Consider the following 14,333-nt stretch of genomic DNA (forward strand, 5'->3'; position numbering starts at 1 on the left):
CCCCCTCCCTCCCCTCCCCTCCCTCAGCTCGGCAGCACCGGCAGCAGTTCCGGCAGATGACCGTCCGAGGCCGTGGCCGCCGCGACGCGTTCGGCCGGGACCTCCCCGTACAGCGTCGTACGCGGGCGGGACGGACGGCCCGCGAGCTCGGCGATGGCCTCCAGGCCCTGGATGGAGCGGTACGAGCCGTAACTCGACCCCGCCATACGGGAGATGGTCTCCTCCATCAGCGTGCCGCCCAGGTCGTTCGCGCCCGAGCGGAGCATCTCCGCCGCGCCCTCCGTGCCCAACTTCACCCAGCTGGTCTGGATGTTGGTGATGTGCGGGTGGAGGAGGAGCCGCGCCATCGCCGTCACCGCCCGATTGTCGCGGTCCGTCGGGCCCGGGCGGGCGATGCCGGCCAGGTAGACCGGGGCGTTGGTGTGGATGAAGGGGAGCGTGACGAACTCCGTCAACCCGCCTGTCTCCTGCTGGAGTTGAGAGAGCGTACGGAAGTGGCCCAGCCAGTGGCGGGGCTGGTCGACGTGCCCGTACATCATCGTCGAGGACGAGCGCAGACCCACCTCGTGCGCGGTCTTGATGACCTCCAGCCAGGTGGCCGTGGGCAGCTTGCCCTTGGTCAGGACCCAGCGGACCTCGTCGTCCAGGATCTCCGCCGCCGTACCGGGGATCGAGTCCAGCCCGGCCTCCTTGGCGGCCGTCAGCCAATCGCGGATCGACATCCCCGTGCGGGTCGCGCCGTTGACGACCTCCATGGGCGAGAAGGCGTGCACGTGCATGCCGGGGACCCGTTCCTTCACCGCCCGCGCGATGTCGAAGTACGCCGTCCCGGGCAGGTCCGGGTGGATACCGCCCTGCATGCAGACCTCGACCGCGCCGACGTCCCACGCCTGCGCCGCCCGGTCCGCGACCTGGTCCAGCGAGAGGGTGTACGCGTCGGCGTCCGTGCGGCGCTGGGCGAAGGCGCAGAAGCGGCAGCCGGTGTAGCAGACGTTGGTGAAGTTGATGTTCCGCGTGACGATGTACGTGACGTCGTCGCCGACCACGTCCCGGCGCAGCGCGTCCGCGATCCGGCACAGCTCGTCCAGCGCCGGGCCGTCCGCGTGGAGCAGGGCGAGCGCCTGGTCGTCGGTGAGCTTCGTCGGGTCGTCGGCGGCCTGGCTCAGCGCCTGGCGTACGTCGGCGTCGATGCGGGACGGGACCATGCCGGGGGCCGCCGCCTCGCGGAGCGCCTCCCAGTCCCCGTACACCTCGTCGAAGTCGTTGCGGCGGTCGCCGGTGCGGCCCTCGGTGTCGATGGTGGCGTGGAGGTCGGTGCGGCCGGAGGAGGTGAACCCCTCGTCCGGCTCCTGCCAGGGCAGGCCGACGGGCAGCGCGTCCTCGCGGGCCAGGCCCGTCTCCGGGTCGGCCAGGGCGCGGACGTGCGGGAGGAGGCGGGGGTCGAGCCAGGGCTCGCCGCGCTGGATGAACTCCGGGTAGATGGTGAGGCGTTCGCGGAGCGTGAAGCCCGACTCGGCCGTCCGCTCCGCCAGTTCGTCGATGTGGGGCCAGGGGCGTTCGGGGTTGACGTGGTCGGGGGTGAGCGGGGAGACCCCGCCCCAGTCGTCGATGCCCGCGCCGATGAGGAGCGCGTACTCGGCGTCCACCAGGTTCGGCGGGGCCTGGATCCGGGCGGAGGGGCCGAGGATGTGCCGGGCCACCGCGATGGCGGCGGCCAGCTCCTCCAGCTCCGCGTCGGGCATCCCGCGCATCGCCGTGTCCGGCTTGGCGCGGAAGTTCTGCACGATGACTTCCTGGATGCCGTGGTAGGCGCGGGCCGTCTTGCGCAGCTCGAAGAGGGAATCGGCGCGCTCCTCGTACGACTCGCCGATGCCGATCAGGATGCCGGTGGTGAAGGGGACGTTGGAGCGGCCCGCGTCCTCCAGGACCCGCAGCCGTACGGCCGGCTCCTTGTCCGGGGAGCCGTGGTGCGGGCCGCCCGGCTCGGACCACAGGCGGGTCGCCGTCGTCTCCAGCATCATCCCCATCGAGGGCGCGACGGGCTTGAGGCGCTGGAGGTCGGTCCAGGTCATCACGCCCGGGTTGAGGTGGGGCAGCAGGCCCGTCTCCTCCAGGACCCGGATCGCCATGGCGCGTACGTACGCGAGCGTGTCGTCGTACCCCTCGGCCTCCAGCCACTCCCGCGCCTCGGGCCAGCGGTCCTCGGGGCGGTCGCCGAGCGTGAACAGCGCTTCCTTGCAGCCCATCGCGGCGCCTTCGCGGGCGATGGCGAGCACCTCGTCGGGCGAGAGGAACATGCCGTGGCCGGCCCGGCGGAGCTTTCCGGGGACGGTGACGAAGGTGCAGTAGTGGCACTTGTCGCGGCAGAGGCGGGTGAGCGGGATGAAGACCTTGCGCGAGTACGTGATCACGCCCGGCCGGCCCGCCGCTTCCAGGCCCGCGTCCCGGACGCGGGCCGCCGAGGCGGCGAGGTCCGTCAGATCGTCGCCGCGCGCCTGGAGCAGGACGGCGGCCTCGGTGACATCGAGGGCGACACCGTCACGGGCACGTTTGAGCGCGCGCCGCATGGCGTTGGAGGTGGGGCGTCCGCTCTGAGGATCGGTCATGAACCGAGCATACGAGCGAGGCGCGTGCGCCGGACCAGGGCCTGGGGCCGGGATTCGCAGGTTGTGGGGTGGCCGTGGTCACTCGTGCGGGCCGACTCACCCGGATGAGAGCCCGCCGACGGTGTCCTCACGCTTAGTGTCGGAACGGTGATGGAAACGATCGTCCTCGACATCGGCGAAACCCTCGTACGCGACGACCGGCACTGGGCGTCCTGGGCCAACTGGCTCGGCGTACCGCCGCACACGCTCAGTGCGCTGGTGGGCGCGGCCGTCGCCCAGGGCCGCGAGGCCACGGACGCGCTGCGGATCCTGCGGCCCGACATGGACGTCGAGGAGGCGTATCGCGCGCGGGCCGCCGCCGGGCGCGGAGAACACCTCGACGAGTCGGATCTCTACCAGGACGTCCGGCCCGCGCTGGGCGAACTGCGGGCCGCGGGCATCCGGGTCGTGGTGGCCGGGAACGGCACGGTCCGGGCCGGGGAGCTGCTGCGGGCGCTGGATCTGCCCGCCGATCTGGTGGTCGCCTCGGACGAGTGGGGCGTACGGAAGCCGGACCCGGAGTTCTTCGCGCGGGTGGCCGAGGTGGCGGGCGCGGCCCCGGAGGCGACGCTGTACGTGGGCGACCACCCGGCCGACGACCTGTTCCCGGCCGCGGCGGCGGGGATGCGGACGGCGCATCTGCGGCGTGGGCCCTACGGGCACTGGTGGGCGGACCATCCGGACGTGGTGGAGACGGCGGACTTCCGCATCGACGCGTTGACGGATCTGGCGGGGTTGACGGGGGTGGCCGAGGCAGCGGGCCCGGATGCGTCGGATGCTTCGCCCGGCGGCGAGGCGAAGGTGGTGCGGCGGGGCGGGCTGAGGTCGGTGCGGTAGAGCGTTCGCGTGGGGGTCCGGGTTCCCGGGGGTCCGGGGGGTCCGGCTCGTGACGGCCAGGGCCCGGCCCGGGACCCTGCGCTCACTCCTGGGCGGCAGCCTCCGCCTCCAGGGGGACCGGGCGCTCGAAGAACGTCTCCAGCACGACCGTGGCCTGCGTCCCGCTGACCCCGTCGATCGCGTAGATCCGGCGGAGCACGTCCTGCAGCTGCTCGGTGGTCGCGGTCCTGACCTTCACCAGCACCGACGCGCTGCCGGCGATGACATGCGCCTCGACGATCTCGGGGAGCGCGGCGAAGTCCTCCGCCGCATCGCCCATCCAGGAGACCGAGTCGACCATGACGTAGGCCAGGACGGCGCGCCCGGCCGCCACCGGGTCCACCTCGACGGTGGTACGCCGGATCACCCCGCTCTCGCGCAGCTTCCGTACGCGTTCGTGGGCGGCACCGGCCGAGAGGCCCACGGCCCGGCCCAACGCGGCATAGGACTGGGTGGCGTCCTGCTGAAGATGTGCCAGCAAGGAACGATCTATGTGATCCACAACTCTCCATTCGGCATTCACTTGCCGTGACCATATCTCATACGGCAATCTCCCATTCGAGCCGTAGATCATTCGGCCGACATCAGGACCAGGATCAGGATCAGGATGGGGAGGGCTCGTGTACGAGATGTTCGACGACCGGTTCCGCACCGGGCGGTGCATGAACGGCGACGCCGGCCTGGAAGTGCTGTACACCGGCTGCCGTTGGGCCGAAGGCCCCCTGTACGTGCCCGCCTGGCGGCAGGTGATCTGGAGCGACATCCCCAACGACCGGATGCTGCGCTGGGACGAGGAGACCGGTGCCGTCGGCGTCTTCCGCCGCTCCGCCGGATACACCAACGGCAACACCCTGGACCGCCGGGGCCGGCTGATCAGCTGCGAGCAGGGCAACCGCCGGGTCACCCGGACCGAACACGACGGCACCGTCACGGTGCTGGCCGACCGCTGGCAGGGCAAGCTCCTGAACAGCCCCAACGACGCGGCGGTCCGGTCCGACGGCTCCGTCTACTTCTCCGACCCGGACTTCGGCATCACCAGCGACTACGAGGGCCACCGCGCGGCGGGCGAGATCGGCTCCAACAACGTCTACCGCATCGATCCCGCGACGGGCGACGTGCACCTGGCCGCGGACGGCTTCGGCGCCCCCAACGGGCTCGTCCTCTCGCACGACGAGAGGCAGTTGTACGTCTCCGACACCCGGGCGGGGTTCATCCGGTGCTTCGACGTCCGCCAGGACGGGACGCTGTCGGACGGCACGGTCTTCGCCGAGGCCGGGGCCCGTGAGGCCGCCCGCTTCGACAACCTCCGCTTCGACGACGAGGGGCGGCTCTGGGCGGCCGCGATGGACGACGGCGTGCACTGTTACGACCCCGACGGGACGCTGATCGGGCGGCTCGCCGTACCCGAGAAGGTGTCCAACATCGCCTGGGGCGGGGCCAAGCGGAACCGGCTCTTCATCACGGCGGAGACCAGTCTCTACTCCCTGGTCATGGGCGTGACGGGCACGCACCTGACCGGGACGCCTTCGAGCCCGTCCGGCGTTTGAGGCTGGGGTTGCCGGGCGCGCCGGATCAGCCGGCCGGGCGTTCGTCGCGGCGGGCGACAGCCGTCATCACCACCGCCACCCCCGCGCACACAGCCCCCACCAGCCACACCGCCACGTACCCGCCCTCGCTCGGCTCCCCCGTGGAGCCCGTCGCGCCGCCCGTGAACGCGCCCAGGACCGAGGCGAAGACTCCGCCCGCCACCGCACCGCCCAGCGTCTTCACGTTGTTGTAGAGCGCGGCGGCGATCCCCGTGCGCGCCGGTTCCGTGGCCTCCACGATCACCGTCGGCATGGCCCCCAGCGCCAGCCCGATGCCGAGGCCCAGGAAGGCCGAGCCCACCGCCATCTGCCCCACCGAGCCGTGCAGCAGCGCGAATTGGAGGAAGCTCAGCGCCACCAGGCCGAAGGCCCCCATCAGGGTCGGACGGTAGCCGATCCGCCGGGCGAGCGCCGCCGTGCCCAGCGATCCGATGACACTGCCGACGGACGCCGGGAGGAGCACCAGGGAGATCGCCAGGGCGCCGAGCCCGAACCCGTACCCCGTCACGTCCGGATCCGCCGCGTAGAACGTGGAGTTGGGGGCCTGGCTGCCGAAGAAGAAGACGCCGAACAGGAACGCGGCCGCGTAGAAGGGGGCCGTACGGCGGTCGGCCAGCGCCCGGACGTCCACCAGCGGTTCCGCGCTGCGCAGTTCGACCACCACCCACACCACCAGCAGCACCGCCCCGAGCAGGATCGGGCCGAGCACACCCGCCGTGAGCCAGGAGCCGCCCTTCGCGCCGCCGACCCCGCCGAGCAGGGCGACCATCGCGGCGCTGAGCAGGGCCACGCCCGCCCAGTCGACCCGACCGCCCGTGCGGCCCTCCGACTCCGGTACGGCGACGAAGGAGATCGGCACACAGATCACCGCGAGCGCCGCCGGGACCAGGAGCGTCAGGCGCAGATCGTCGAACGCGGAGTCGACGAGGCCCATGACCACGCCTCCGGCCATCGCGCCGAGCGTGAGCGCCCCGACCAGGCGGGCGATGGCCCGGCGCGCGTCGGCGACCGGGAGCCGGTCCCGTACGAGGGCGATCTCCAGCGGGAGCAGGGCGGCGATCGGCCCCTGCAGCACCCGCCCCAGGAGCAGGACTTCGTACCCCGGGGCGAGAGCGACCACCACCGTGCCCACGGCGATCAGCGCCAGTGCGATCCGCAGCATGCGGCGGTGCCCGTACAGGTCGCCTAGCCGGCCGAACAGCGGTACGCACACGGCTGCCGCCAACAGCTGTACGGAGACCACCCAGTTGAGGTCGGCGGAGCCGATGTCCAGGTGCTCGGCGAGGTCCGGCAGGAGCGGGGCGATGCCGACCTGGAGGAAGCCGCTCATCACCTCGAAGAAGATCAGCAGGCCGACGACGGCGGTCACGGAGCGGGGCGGTGCGGCGGGCGGCGGGGCGGCGGCCCGGCCGGGGGCGGTGGCGGTCATGGGCGGGCGGGCTCCTCGTCGGTCAGCGGTGCGGACAGCGGTGCGGACAGCGGTGCGGTGGGAGACGTGGCGGCCAGGCGGCGCAGGGCCAGGCCCGCGAGCAGGGCCGCCGCGTGGGGCAGTGCGCCGTCGTCGTACACCGCCTGCGGCGAGTGGTTCATCGGCGCGGTGGCCGGGTCGGTGCCGGGCGGGCAGGCGCCGAGCCCGACGAACGCGCCGGGCACCTCGCGCAGCACGAACGAGAAGTCCTCGGACCCGGCCATCGGCTTCGGTGACTCGAAGGCGTGGTCGGCGCCGAGGATGTCGCGGGCGGTGGCCAGGGCGAAGGCGGCCTCGTCGGTGTGGTTGACGGTCGGCGGGTACTGCTCGACGTAGTCGACCTCCGCGCGTACCCCGTGGGCGGCGGCGATCCCGTGCACGGTCCGTTCGAAGGCCGCGCGGACCGTGGCGTGGGCGGCGTCGGAGAAGGTCCGGACCGTCGCGTCGAAGTGCGCGGTGGCGGGGATGACGTTGGCGGCGGTGCCCGCGTGGAGCCGGCCGACGGTGACGACGGCCGGGTCGAAGATGTCGATCTCGCGGGTGACGAGCGTCTGGAGCGCGGTGACCATGGCGCACATCGCGGGCACCGGGTCGGTCGCGGAGTGCGGCGAGGAGCCGTGCCCGCCCCGGCCGTGCACGGTGACGTGGACCGCGTCGGAGGCGGCGAGCATCGGGCCCGGCCGGGTGGCGGCGAAGCCGGTCGGAGCGCCGGTGGAGACGACGTGCAGGGCGTACGCGGCGACGACCCGCTCCCCCGCCGCATCGAGGACGCCCTCATCGATCATGAGCTTCGCGCCGCCCTGGCCCTCCTCGCCGGGCTGGAACATGAACACCACGTCCCCGGCCAGTTCCGCGCGCCGGGCGGCCAGCAGCCGGGCGGCGCCGACGAGGCCGGTGACATGGAGGTCGTGGCCGCAGGCGTGCATCCGGCCGTCGATGACGGAGGCGTACGGGAGGCCGGTCTCCTCCCGGACGGGCAGTGCGTCCATGTCGCCGCGCAGCAGGACGGCGGGCCCGGGCCGGCCGCCGCGCAGGACGGCGGTGACGGAGCTGAGGGCCGTGCCGAGGGTGATCTCCAGGCCGAGGCCCTCCAGGGCGGCGAGGACCTTGGCCTGGGTACGGGGGAGGTCGAGGCCGAGTTCGGGTTCGCGGTGCAGGGCGTGGCGCAGGGCGGTGAGGTCGGCGGCGATGGCGTGGGCGTCGGGCAGCAAGGACATGGCGTGGGCGTCGGGCAGCGAAGGCATGGGCGTATGGTGCGGAGCACCCCCCTCAGCTCATGATCGTCCGCAGGAAAGGTGCACGGATGGCGCCCTCGACGCAGGAATCCGCCACCGCCGACGCTGCCGACGGGCCGGAGCCCGTCCTCGACGAGCTGGACTACCTCCTCATCACCGCGCTCCAGACCTCGCCCCGGGCCGAGTGGCAGCAGATCGGCAAGGTGCTCGGGGTCGACGCCTCGACCGCCGCCCGCCGCTGGAACCGGCTGACCGAGGCCGGTCACGCCTGGCTGAGCTGCTACTCGGTCGCGGTGGGGCCCGCCGTGCCGATCGTCGCGTTCATCGAGGTGGACTGCGCGGCGGGCGCTCTGCACGACGTGGCGGTCGAGATCGCGGACGACCCGCACCTGATCACCGTCGACCACGTCACCGGCTCCCGGGACCTGATCCTCACCGCGGCCTTCCCCGACCAGTCCGCCCTGGCCCGCTACGTGGGCTTCCGCCTTGACACCCTGCCCGGCGTCGCCGCCACCCGCTCCCAGATCGCGACCGCCGTCCACGCGGAGGGCAGCCGCTGGCGGCTCGACCGGCTGGACCCGGACGGCCGGTCAGCCCTGACCAGGGACCGCCCGCACCCGGGGCCCCGGCGCGGCCTGCCGTCCCCGGACGAGCTGGACACCCGGCTGTGCATGCTGCTCGCCGAGGACTGCCGCCAGCCGGCCGCCCGCCTCGCGGAACGTACGGGGGTGAGCGCGAGCACGGTCCGGCGGCGGCTGGAGCGCATGCACCGCGAGGACGCCCTCGTCTACCGCTGCGAGGTCGCCCGCTATCTCTCCGGCTGGCCGGTCTCCGTCACGATGTGGGGCATCGCCCCACCCGGGGACACCGCCCGGATCGCCTCGCAGCTGATCGGGATGCGCGAGACGCGGCTGTGCGCCTCGCTGTCCGGCCCCCACAACCTGCTGCTCACGGTCTGGCTGCGCTCGGCGGAGGACATCGCCGCGTTCGAGGCCCGGCTCGGCGCCCGCTTCCCCGAACTCACCATCGCCGACCGGGCGGTGACCCTGTGGCCGCTGAAGCTGGCGGGCCAGATCCTGGACCCGCGGGGCCGCCATCTGCGGGGCGTACCGGTGCGGTTCTGGGAGGACCCGGTGGCCGAGCGGGCGGAGGGGGATCTGCTGGAGCGGCTGCGGTCGGGGGCGCCTTTCAGCCCGTCCGGCGTTTGAGGACGGGACCGTTCGGCTGGACCTGGGTGCCGCAAAGGGGTGCTGTGCCCCAGGTCCCTCGCCGGCCTCCCGCCCACCTGAGCAAGGGGTCCGTCCTCAAACGCCGGACGGGCTGGGTGAGCCGGACGGGCTGGAGTGGCCGCCCCCTAGTCGCCCAGCACCGCCTGCATCACGCTCTTCGCGATCGGGGCGCCGAGCCGGCCGCCCGAGATGTCGGAGCGGGAGATGTCCATGTCCGTCGGGTCGATGAACACGGCGACCGCGACCGAGCGGCCGTCGTCCTTCTTGCCGTAGCTGACGAACCAGCCGTACGGGACCTCGTCCTGCACGTTCACGCCGCGCTGGGCGGTGCCCGTCTTGCCGCCGACCGTGACACCGTCGATCAGGGCGCGCTGGGCGCTGCCCTCCTTCGCGGTGTGCTCCATCATCTCCTGGACCTTCTTCGCCGTCTCGGGCGATACGGCCTGGCTCATCTCCGCCGGCTCGTTCTTCTCCAGCGTGGAGAGGTCCGGGCCGCGCAGCTCGTCGACGATGTAGGGCTGCATCAGCTTGCCGTCGTTGGCGAGGGCCGCAGTGACCATCGCCATCTGCATCGGGGTGCTGGTGAGGCTGCCCTGGCCCATGCCGGTGAGGGCCGTGCCGGGCTTGTCGAGCTTCGGCGGGTAGAGGCTCTTCGTGGCGAGCAGGTCGCCGAAGTCGTCCGAGTAGACGTCCTCGTTGAAGCCGAACTTCTCCGCCGTCTCCCGCATCCGGTCCTCGCCCAGCTCGGCCGCCGCGTCGAGGAAGACGTTGTTGCAGGAGTACTGCATGGCGGTCTTCATGGACGCCTTGTTGCAGACCGCGTCACCCGCCTCGCTGCCGATCTTGTTCGTGGAGAGCGGCAGCGGGTACGGCGAGACCGCGTCCGTCCTGGCGTCCACATCGGTGACCACGCCGTGCTCCAGCGCCGCCGCGGCCGTGAGGATCTTGAAGGTGGAGCCGGGCGGGTACGTCTCGCGGAGCGGGCGGTTGGCCAGCGGCTTGCTCTTCTTCTTCTCCAGCGCCGTGAAGCGGTCGCTCTCCTTGAACGAGATCCCGGCGAAGACCTCCGGGTTGTACGAGGGCGTGGAGACCAGGGCCAGCACCTTGCCGGTGCCCGGGTCCAGGGCGACGACCGCGCCCCGGGCGCCCAGGTCGGTCAGCCCCTTGTAGCCGGCCTTCTGCGCCTTGGCGTCGATCGTGGTGATCACGTCGCCGCCGCGCCGGGGCTGGCCGGTCAGGACGTCCTTGGCGTGCCGGAAGGCGAAGCGGTCGTCCTGGCCGCTGAGGATGCTGTCGTAGGTCCGCTCCAGCAGCGAGGTGCCCCGGGCCTGGGAGGCGTAACCGGTGACGGGCGCGTACATCGGGCCTTCCTTGGAGGTCCGGCGGAACGCGTAGTCCCGGCTCTCGGTCTCCTTCGACCCGGTGATCGCCTTGCCGCCGACGATGATGTCGCCTCGCGGAGTGGAGAACCGTTCGAACCGCACCCGGGCGTTGTTCTCGTGCTGGGCCAGCTCCTGGCGGTCCACGTGCTGGAGCCAGTTCGCCCGCAGCAGCAGGGCCAGCACCAGCAGCCCGCAGAAGATGGCTATGTGCCGCAACGGCCTGTTCATTCCACTCCCCACCCGGGCGGGCTCCGGTCCGCGCGGCGAGGTGCCTGCCGACCGGGCCCGCGTATGCGATCCCGGTGAGTAAGGATGCCCTGTGGGCGTGCCCGGTTGCACCCGGCCCGATTCCCCGGGCCTGGTTGCACGGGCCCGGGGCGCATGCCTCCGGCCGCCCTCAGCGGGCGGCCACGCTGCCGCCTGTCGCCCTGGTCACCGTTCTGACGTGTTCACGCGGTCACCGTTCGATCATGTTCAGCGCCGCGTCCACGGCGTGACTGTACAGGGCGCCGCCGAAGGTGACGCGGGCCGCTCCCAGCGCGCCGAGCTCCTTCGGCGGCGCGCCGCCCGGTAGCCGGAGAGCGTTCACCGGCCGTGGTACGCAGACCACGATGTCGGGCAGCAGCTCGGCCGGAGCCAGGATCGGGAAGATCACATCGGCACCGGCCTCGATGTAGAGGCGGGCCCGGCGAACCACTGACTCCACGGACCTGTCCCCGTACAGGAACGTGTCGATGCGGGCGTTGAGAACGATCCGGTCACCCGCGGCCACACTGACCTCGGCGAGCCAGTTCGCGTGCTCCTGCGCGTCCTTGACCACTCCCGCCGACGGGTCGGAGTCCTCCAGGTTGCAGCCGACGGCACCCGCTTCCAGCAGCCGGTCGATGATCTCCTGCGGGGCCAGTCCGTAGCCGTTCTCGATGTCGGCGGTCACCGGGACATCGACCGACCGCACGATGCGGGCGATCGCGGCGAACATCTCGTCGGGAGGGGTGTCGCCCCCGTCCGCGTACCCCAGCGAAGCCGCGATCGCGGCGCTGGACGTGGCGAGAGCGGGAAACCCCGCCCCGGCGAAGGCGCGCGCACTGCCCGCGTCCCATACGTTGGGGATAACCAGCGGCCCGTCGGAGTCCGTACGGTCGTGCATGGCCAGAAACGAATCGGCGGCCTTCAAGGCTGCCATGGTTACCTCCTGCAGGGTGGTTGCTCTGTATACAGTTCCGCCAGAACCCTTGCCAGGTCCAAGGACTGACGCCTGTTCAGTCGCGGATCGCATGCGGTCTCGTAGCGGATGGGGACATCGTCGGGGGTGACCGGCGGCGTACCGCCCAAGCACTCGGTGACGGGCTCGCCCGTCATCTCCACGTGAAGCCCTCCCGGATGGGTACCGAGTCCGGCGTGCACCTCGAAGAACCCCCGGACCTCGTCCATGACCCGGTCGAGGTCCCGCGTCTTGTAGCCGCTCGGCATGACGAAGGTGTTGCCGTGCATCGGGTCGCACATCCACACCACCCGGGCGCCCGATGCCTCCACCTTGGAGACCAGTTCGGGCAGCCGGTCGCGTACGGCGTCCGCGCCCATGCGGGAGATGAACGTCAATCGGCCCGGCGTGCGGTCCGGATCGAGTTGGTCCACCATCGTCAGGGCCTCGTCGGCCGTGGTGGTGGGTCCGAGCTTCACCGCCACCGGATTGCGGATGCCCGCAACGAAGTCGAGGTGGGCACCGTCCGGTTGGCGAGTGCGCTCGCCGACCCACACCAGATGGGCGGAGAGGTCGTAGACACCCGAGGGGGTCTCGCGGGTCAGCGCCCTCTCGTACTCCAGGACCAGCGCCTCGTGGCTGGTCCAGAACTCGCCGTCCCGCCGCGCCGCGAGAGCACGCAGCAGATTGAGCGTGGTCGCCGAGACGCGGTACCCGAGGCGCAGGCGCCCGGCGTCCGGGGTGCGGGACCGGGAGGTGAAGGCCAGACCGTTGACCAGGTCGCCCCGGTAGGCGGGCAGGGTCTCCCCGTTCCGGGTCTCCCACGGGCTGGAGCGGGGCTTGGCGTACTGGCCGGCGATCCGGCCCACTTGCACCACGGGCAGCCGCGCACCCTCGGCGATCAAGGCCCGCATCTCGGCCAGCGTGCCGAAGATGCCGCGTACGTGCTCCTCGGTCACCCCGTCGAAAGTCTCGGCACAGTCGCCGCCCTGGAGCAGCACGGCCTCGCCGCGTGCCACGGCGGCCAGTCGGTCCGTCAGCCGGTCGCACTCCTCGGCGAGCACCAGGCCCGGCAGGGCGGCGAGTTCCTCGGTGACGGCGCGCAGCACGGGCCGGTCGGGCCAGTCGGGCTGCTGCGCCGCCGGCCGCGGTCGCGGGGTGGCCCCGGCCTCACCGGGTCCGGGAACGGTGGGTCCGGGAAAGGTGGTGCTGATGGTGTCGGTCACGCGGTCCTGCCTCTGCGCAGCGATCGGTCGACGAGTGAGCCCGCCACACCGGTGTACCGGGCGGGGTCGAGCAGGCCGGCCAGGACGTCCGCACTGAAGACGCCGTCCAGTTCCGGGAGTTGCGCCAATACGGCGCCGAGCTCAAGGCCGTCCCGGTCGGCGCGGGCGGAGGCCCGGGTCAGCAGCTGCTTGGCGGCCACCTTGCCCAGAGTCGGGGCGAGGGCGGCGGCGATCCGCTCGGAGACGATCCGGCTGCCGGTGAGGCCGAGGTTGATCCGCATCCGCTCCGGACTGACCTGGAGCCCTTCCGACAGCTCGACCGCGGTATGGGCCGCTCCACCGGTGAGCCGCAGGCACTCGCGCAACGGGAACCATTCGGCGTGCCACGCCCCGGCGGAGCGCTCGTCCTCGGTGGTCAGGCTCTGGGTCAGCACCGTGGCCAGCGCCGGCACCTGTAGTGCGGCGGACCGGATCAGGGTGGTCAGGACGGGGTTGCGCTTGTGCGGCATCGCGGACGAGGCGCCCCGCCCGGCCGGGCCCGGCTCGGTGGCCTCGGCGATCTCGGTACGGGCGAGTACCTGCACGTCGAGGGCGATCTTGCCGAGCGCCGCGGCGGTGTGCGCGAGCGCGGCACCGAGGTCGGCGAGGGGGGTGCGCAGCGAGTGCCAGGGCAGCACGGGTGCGGTGAGGCCGGTCTCCCGGGCGTAGGCAGCGGTGAGCTGGTCGGCGTAGTCGCCGCGGGTCACGCTGTCGGATGCTGTGGTTGCGGGCGCGGTGCCTTCGGGAGCCGCGTCCCCGGCCGTTGCGGGCCCGCCGATCGTGGCGTACTCCAGGTAGCCCGCGAGCGTGCCGGCCGCGCCGCCCAGGGAGACCGGCAGCTCGTCCCGGACCCGGGTCAGCCGGGCCGCGGAGTCGAGGACGAGGTATCGCCAGCCGGCGGCCTTGAGGCCGAACGTGGTGGGCACGGCGTGCAGTGCGAGGGTGCGCCCGGCCTGCGGCGTGTCCCGGTGCTCCGTCGCGAGCAGCGCGAAGGCGTCGGCCGTGCGGTGCAGGTCGGCGATGATGCCCTTCAGGGCCTGGGAGGCCACCAGCATCGCACCGGTGTCGAAGATGTCCTGGCTGGTGGAGCCGCGGTGAACGTACTCGGCCGCCTCGGGGGCCGTGGCCTCGACCACCTCGGTGAGAGCGGCGACCAGGCCCACGACGGGGTTGGCCGACTCGCGGGAGGCGACGGCGAGGGCGCGGATATCGAGCCGGTCGGCCCGCGCGGCGGCGGTGATCGCCGAGGCGGCGGAGGCCGGCAGGGTGCCGAGCCCGGCCTGGGCGCGGGCCAGCGCCGCCTCAGCGTCGAGCATGGCCTGGAGCCAGGCCCGGTCGCTGGTCGCAGCTTCGACGGGGGTGCCGGCCCGGACGGGCGAGAGCAGGCCGGAGTCGACCGACTCCGTGACGTCCTGGGCCGAGGCCGCGGCCCGGGGCCGGGCCTGG

General features: G+C 72.6%; 11 protein-coding genes. 3 read left to right on the forward strand and 8 right to left on the reverse strand.

The window, feature by feature from the left end; genetic code table 11:
- Positions 1 to 23: 23 nt before the first annotated feature.
- Entirely contained in the window at positions 24 to 2,606 is a 2,583-nt protein-coding gene (locus ACIQPT_RS08180) for a bifunctional FO biosynthesis protein CofGH (protein ID WP_401153805.1), read from the reverse strand.
- Positions 2,607 to 2,756: 150 nt separating this feature from the next.
- On the opposite strand from ACIQPT_RS08180, the gene ACIQPT_RS08185 reads away from it, so the two are divergent.
- Positions 2,757 to 3,482 (forward strand): HAD family hydrolase, encoded by a 726-nt coding sequence (locus ACIQPT_RS08185; protein WP_401154188.1) that lies wholly within the window; start codon positions 2,757 to 2,759, stop codon positions 3,480 to 3,482.
- 82 nt (positions 3,483 to 3,564) lie between these two features.
- On the opposite strand, the gene ACIQPT_RS08190 is transcribed toward ACIQPT_RS08185, so the two are convergent.
- Positions 3,565 to 4,023: an Lrp/AsnC family transcriptional regulator gene (locus ACIQPT_RS08190; RefSeq protein WP_401153808.1), complete on the reverse strand. Its 459-nt coding sequence runs from the start codon at positions 4,021 to 4,023 to the stop codon at positions 3,565 to 3,567.
- A 127-nt stretch (positions 4,024 to 4,150) separates the two neighbouring features.
- On the opposite strand from ACIQPT_RS08190, the gene ACIQPT_RS08195 reads away from it, so the two are divergent.
- A complete protein-coding gene (locus ACIQPT_RS08195; protein WP_401154190.1) occupies positions 4,151 to 5,068 on the forward strand; it encodes an SMP-30/gluconolactonase/LRE family protein in 918 nt (305 codons plus the stop codon).
- A 25-nt stretch (positions 5,069 to 5,093) separates the two neighbouring features.
- Here ACIQPT_RS08195 and ACIQPT_RS08200 read toward each other — a convergent pair whose 3' ends face one another.
- Positions 5,094 to 6,536 carry an MFS transporter gene (locus ACIQPT_RS08200; RefSeq protein ID WP_401153810.1) on the reverse strand — a complete coding sequence of 481 codons (1,443 nt, stop codon included), beginning with the start codon at positions 6,534 to 6,536 and terminating at the stop codon, positions 5,094 to 5,096.
- Complete coding sequence (locus tag ACIQPT_RS08205; RefSeq protein WP_401154193.1) at positions 6,533 to 7,792, reverse strand: M20 family metallopeptidase; 1,260 nt, start codon at positions 7,790 to 7,792, stop codon at positions 6,533 to 6,535. The genes ACIQPT_RS08200 and ACIQPT_RS08205 overlap by 4 nt, the downstream gene beginning before the upstream one ends.
- 86 nt (positions 7,793 to 7,878) lie before the next feature.
- On the opposite strand from ACIQPT_RS08205, the gene ACIQPT_RS08210 reads away from it, so the two are divergent.
- Entirely contained in the window at positions 7,879 to 9,018 is a 1,140-nt protein-coding gene (locus ACIQPT_RS08210) for an Lrp/AsnC family transcriptional regulator (protein WP_401153813.1), read from the forward strand.
- 146 nt (positions 9,019 to 9,164) lie between these two features.
- Here the strand turns inward: ACIQPT_RS08210 and ACIQPT_RS08215 are convergent, their stop codons facing one another.
- From ACIQPT_RS08215 to ACIQPT_RS08230, 4 genes are all read right to left on the reverse strand, one after another.
- Entirely contained in the window at positions 9,165 to 10,649 is a 1,485-nt protein-coding gene (locus ACIQPT_RS08215) for a peptidoglycan D,D-transpeptidase FtsI family protein (protein WP_401153815.1), read from the reverse strand.
- Positions 10,650 to 10,878: 229 nt separating this feature from the next.
- Entirely contained in the window at positions 10,879 to 11,604 is a 726-nt protein-coding gene (locus ACIQPT_RS08220; protein ID WP_401153818.1) for an isocitrate lyase/phosphoenolpyruvate mutase family protein, read from the reverse strand.
- Between the two features lie 2 nt (positions 11,605 to 11,606).
- Positions 11,607 to 12,848 carry a 3-deoxy-7-phosphoheptulonate synthase gene (locus ACIQPT_RS08225; protein WP_401153820.1) on the reverse strand — a complete coding sequence of 414 codons (1,242 nt, stop codon included), beginning with the start codon at positions 12,846 to 12,848 and terminating at the stop codon, positions 11,607 to 11,609.
- Complete coding sequence (locus ACIQPT_RS08230) at positions 12,845 to 14,203, reverse strand: lyase family protein (protein WP_401154196.1); 1,359 nt, start codon at positions 14,201 to 14,203, stop codon at positions 12,845 to 12,847. Before ACIQPT_RS08230 ends, ACIQPT_RS08225 begins: the two co-directional genes overlap by 4 nt.
- Between the last annotated feature and the right edge of the window lie 130 nt (positions 14,204 to 14,333).

Origin of the sequence: Streptomyces sp. NPDC091289 (genome assembly GCF_044757365.1) — a bacterium.
Taxonomy (GTDB): domain Bacteria; phylum Actinomycetota; class Actinomycetes; order Streptomycetales; family Streptomycetaceae; genus Streptomyces.

Excerpts from the sequence above, each read along its gene's own strand:
- ACIQPT_RS08180 (WP_401153805.1), bottom strand. The coding sequence starts at position 2,606 with ATGACCGATCCTCAGAGCGGACGCCCCACCTCCAACGCCATGCGGCGC.
- ACIQPT_RS08185 (WP_401154188.1), top strand. The coding sequence starts at position 2,757 with ATGGAAACGATCGTCCTCGACATCGGCGAAACCCTCGTACGCGACGAC.
- ACIQPT_RS08195 (WP_401154190.1), top strand. The coding sequence starts at position 4,151 with ATGTTCGACGACCGGTTCCGCACCGGGCGGTGCATGAACGGCGACGCC.
- ACIQPT_RS08200 (WP_401153810.1), bottom strand. The coding sequence starts at position 6,536 with ATGACCGCCACCGCCCCCGGCCGGGCCGCCGCCCCGCCGCCCGCCGCA.
- ACIQPT_RS08205 (WP_401154193.1), bottom strand. The coding sequence starts at position 7,792 with ATGTCCTTGCTGCCCGACGCCCACGCCATCGCCGCCGACCTCACCGCC.
- ACIQPT_RS08210 (WP_401153813.1), top strand. The coding sequence starts at position 7,879 with ATGGCGCCCTCGACGCAGGAATCCGCCACCGCCGACGCTGCCGACGGG.
- ACIQPT_RS08215 (WP_401153815.1), bottom strand. The coding sequence starts at position 10,649 with ATGAACAGGCCGTTGCGGCACATAGCCATCTTCTGCGGGCTGCTGGTG.
- ACIQPT_RS08220 (WP_401153818.1), bottom strand. The coding sequence starts at position 11,604 with ATGGCAGCCTTGAAGGCCGCCGATTCGTTTCTGGCCATGCACGACCGT.
- ACIQPT_RS08230 (WP_401154196.1), bottom strand. The coding sequence starts at position 14,203 with ATGCTCGACGCTGAGGCGGCGCTGGCCCGCGCCCAGGCCGGGCTCGGC.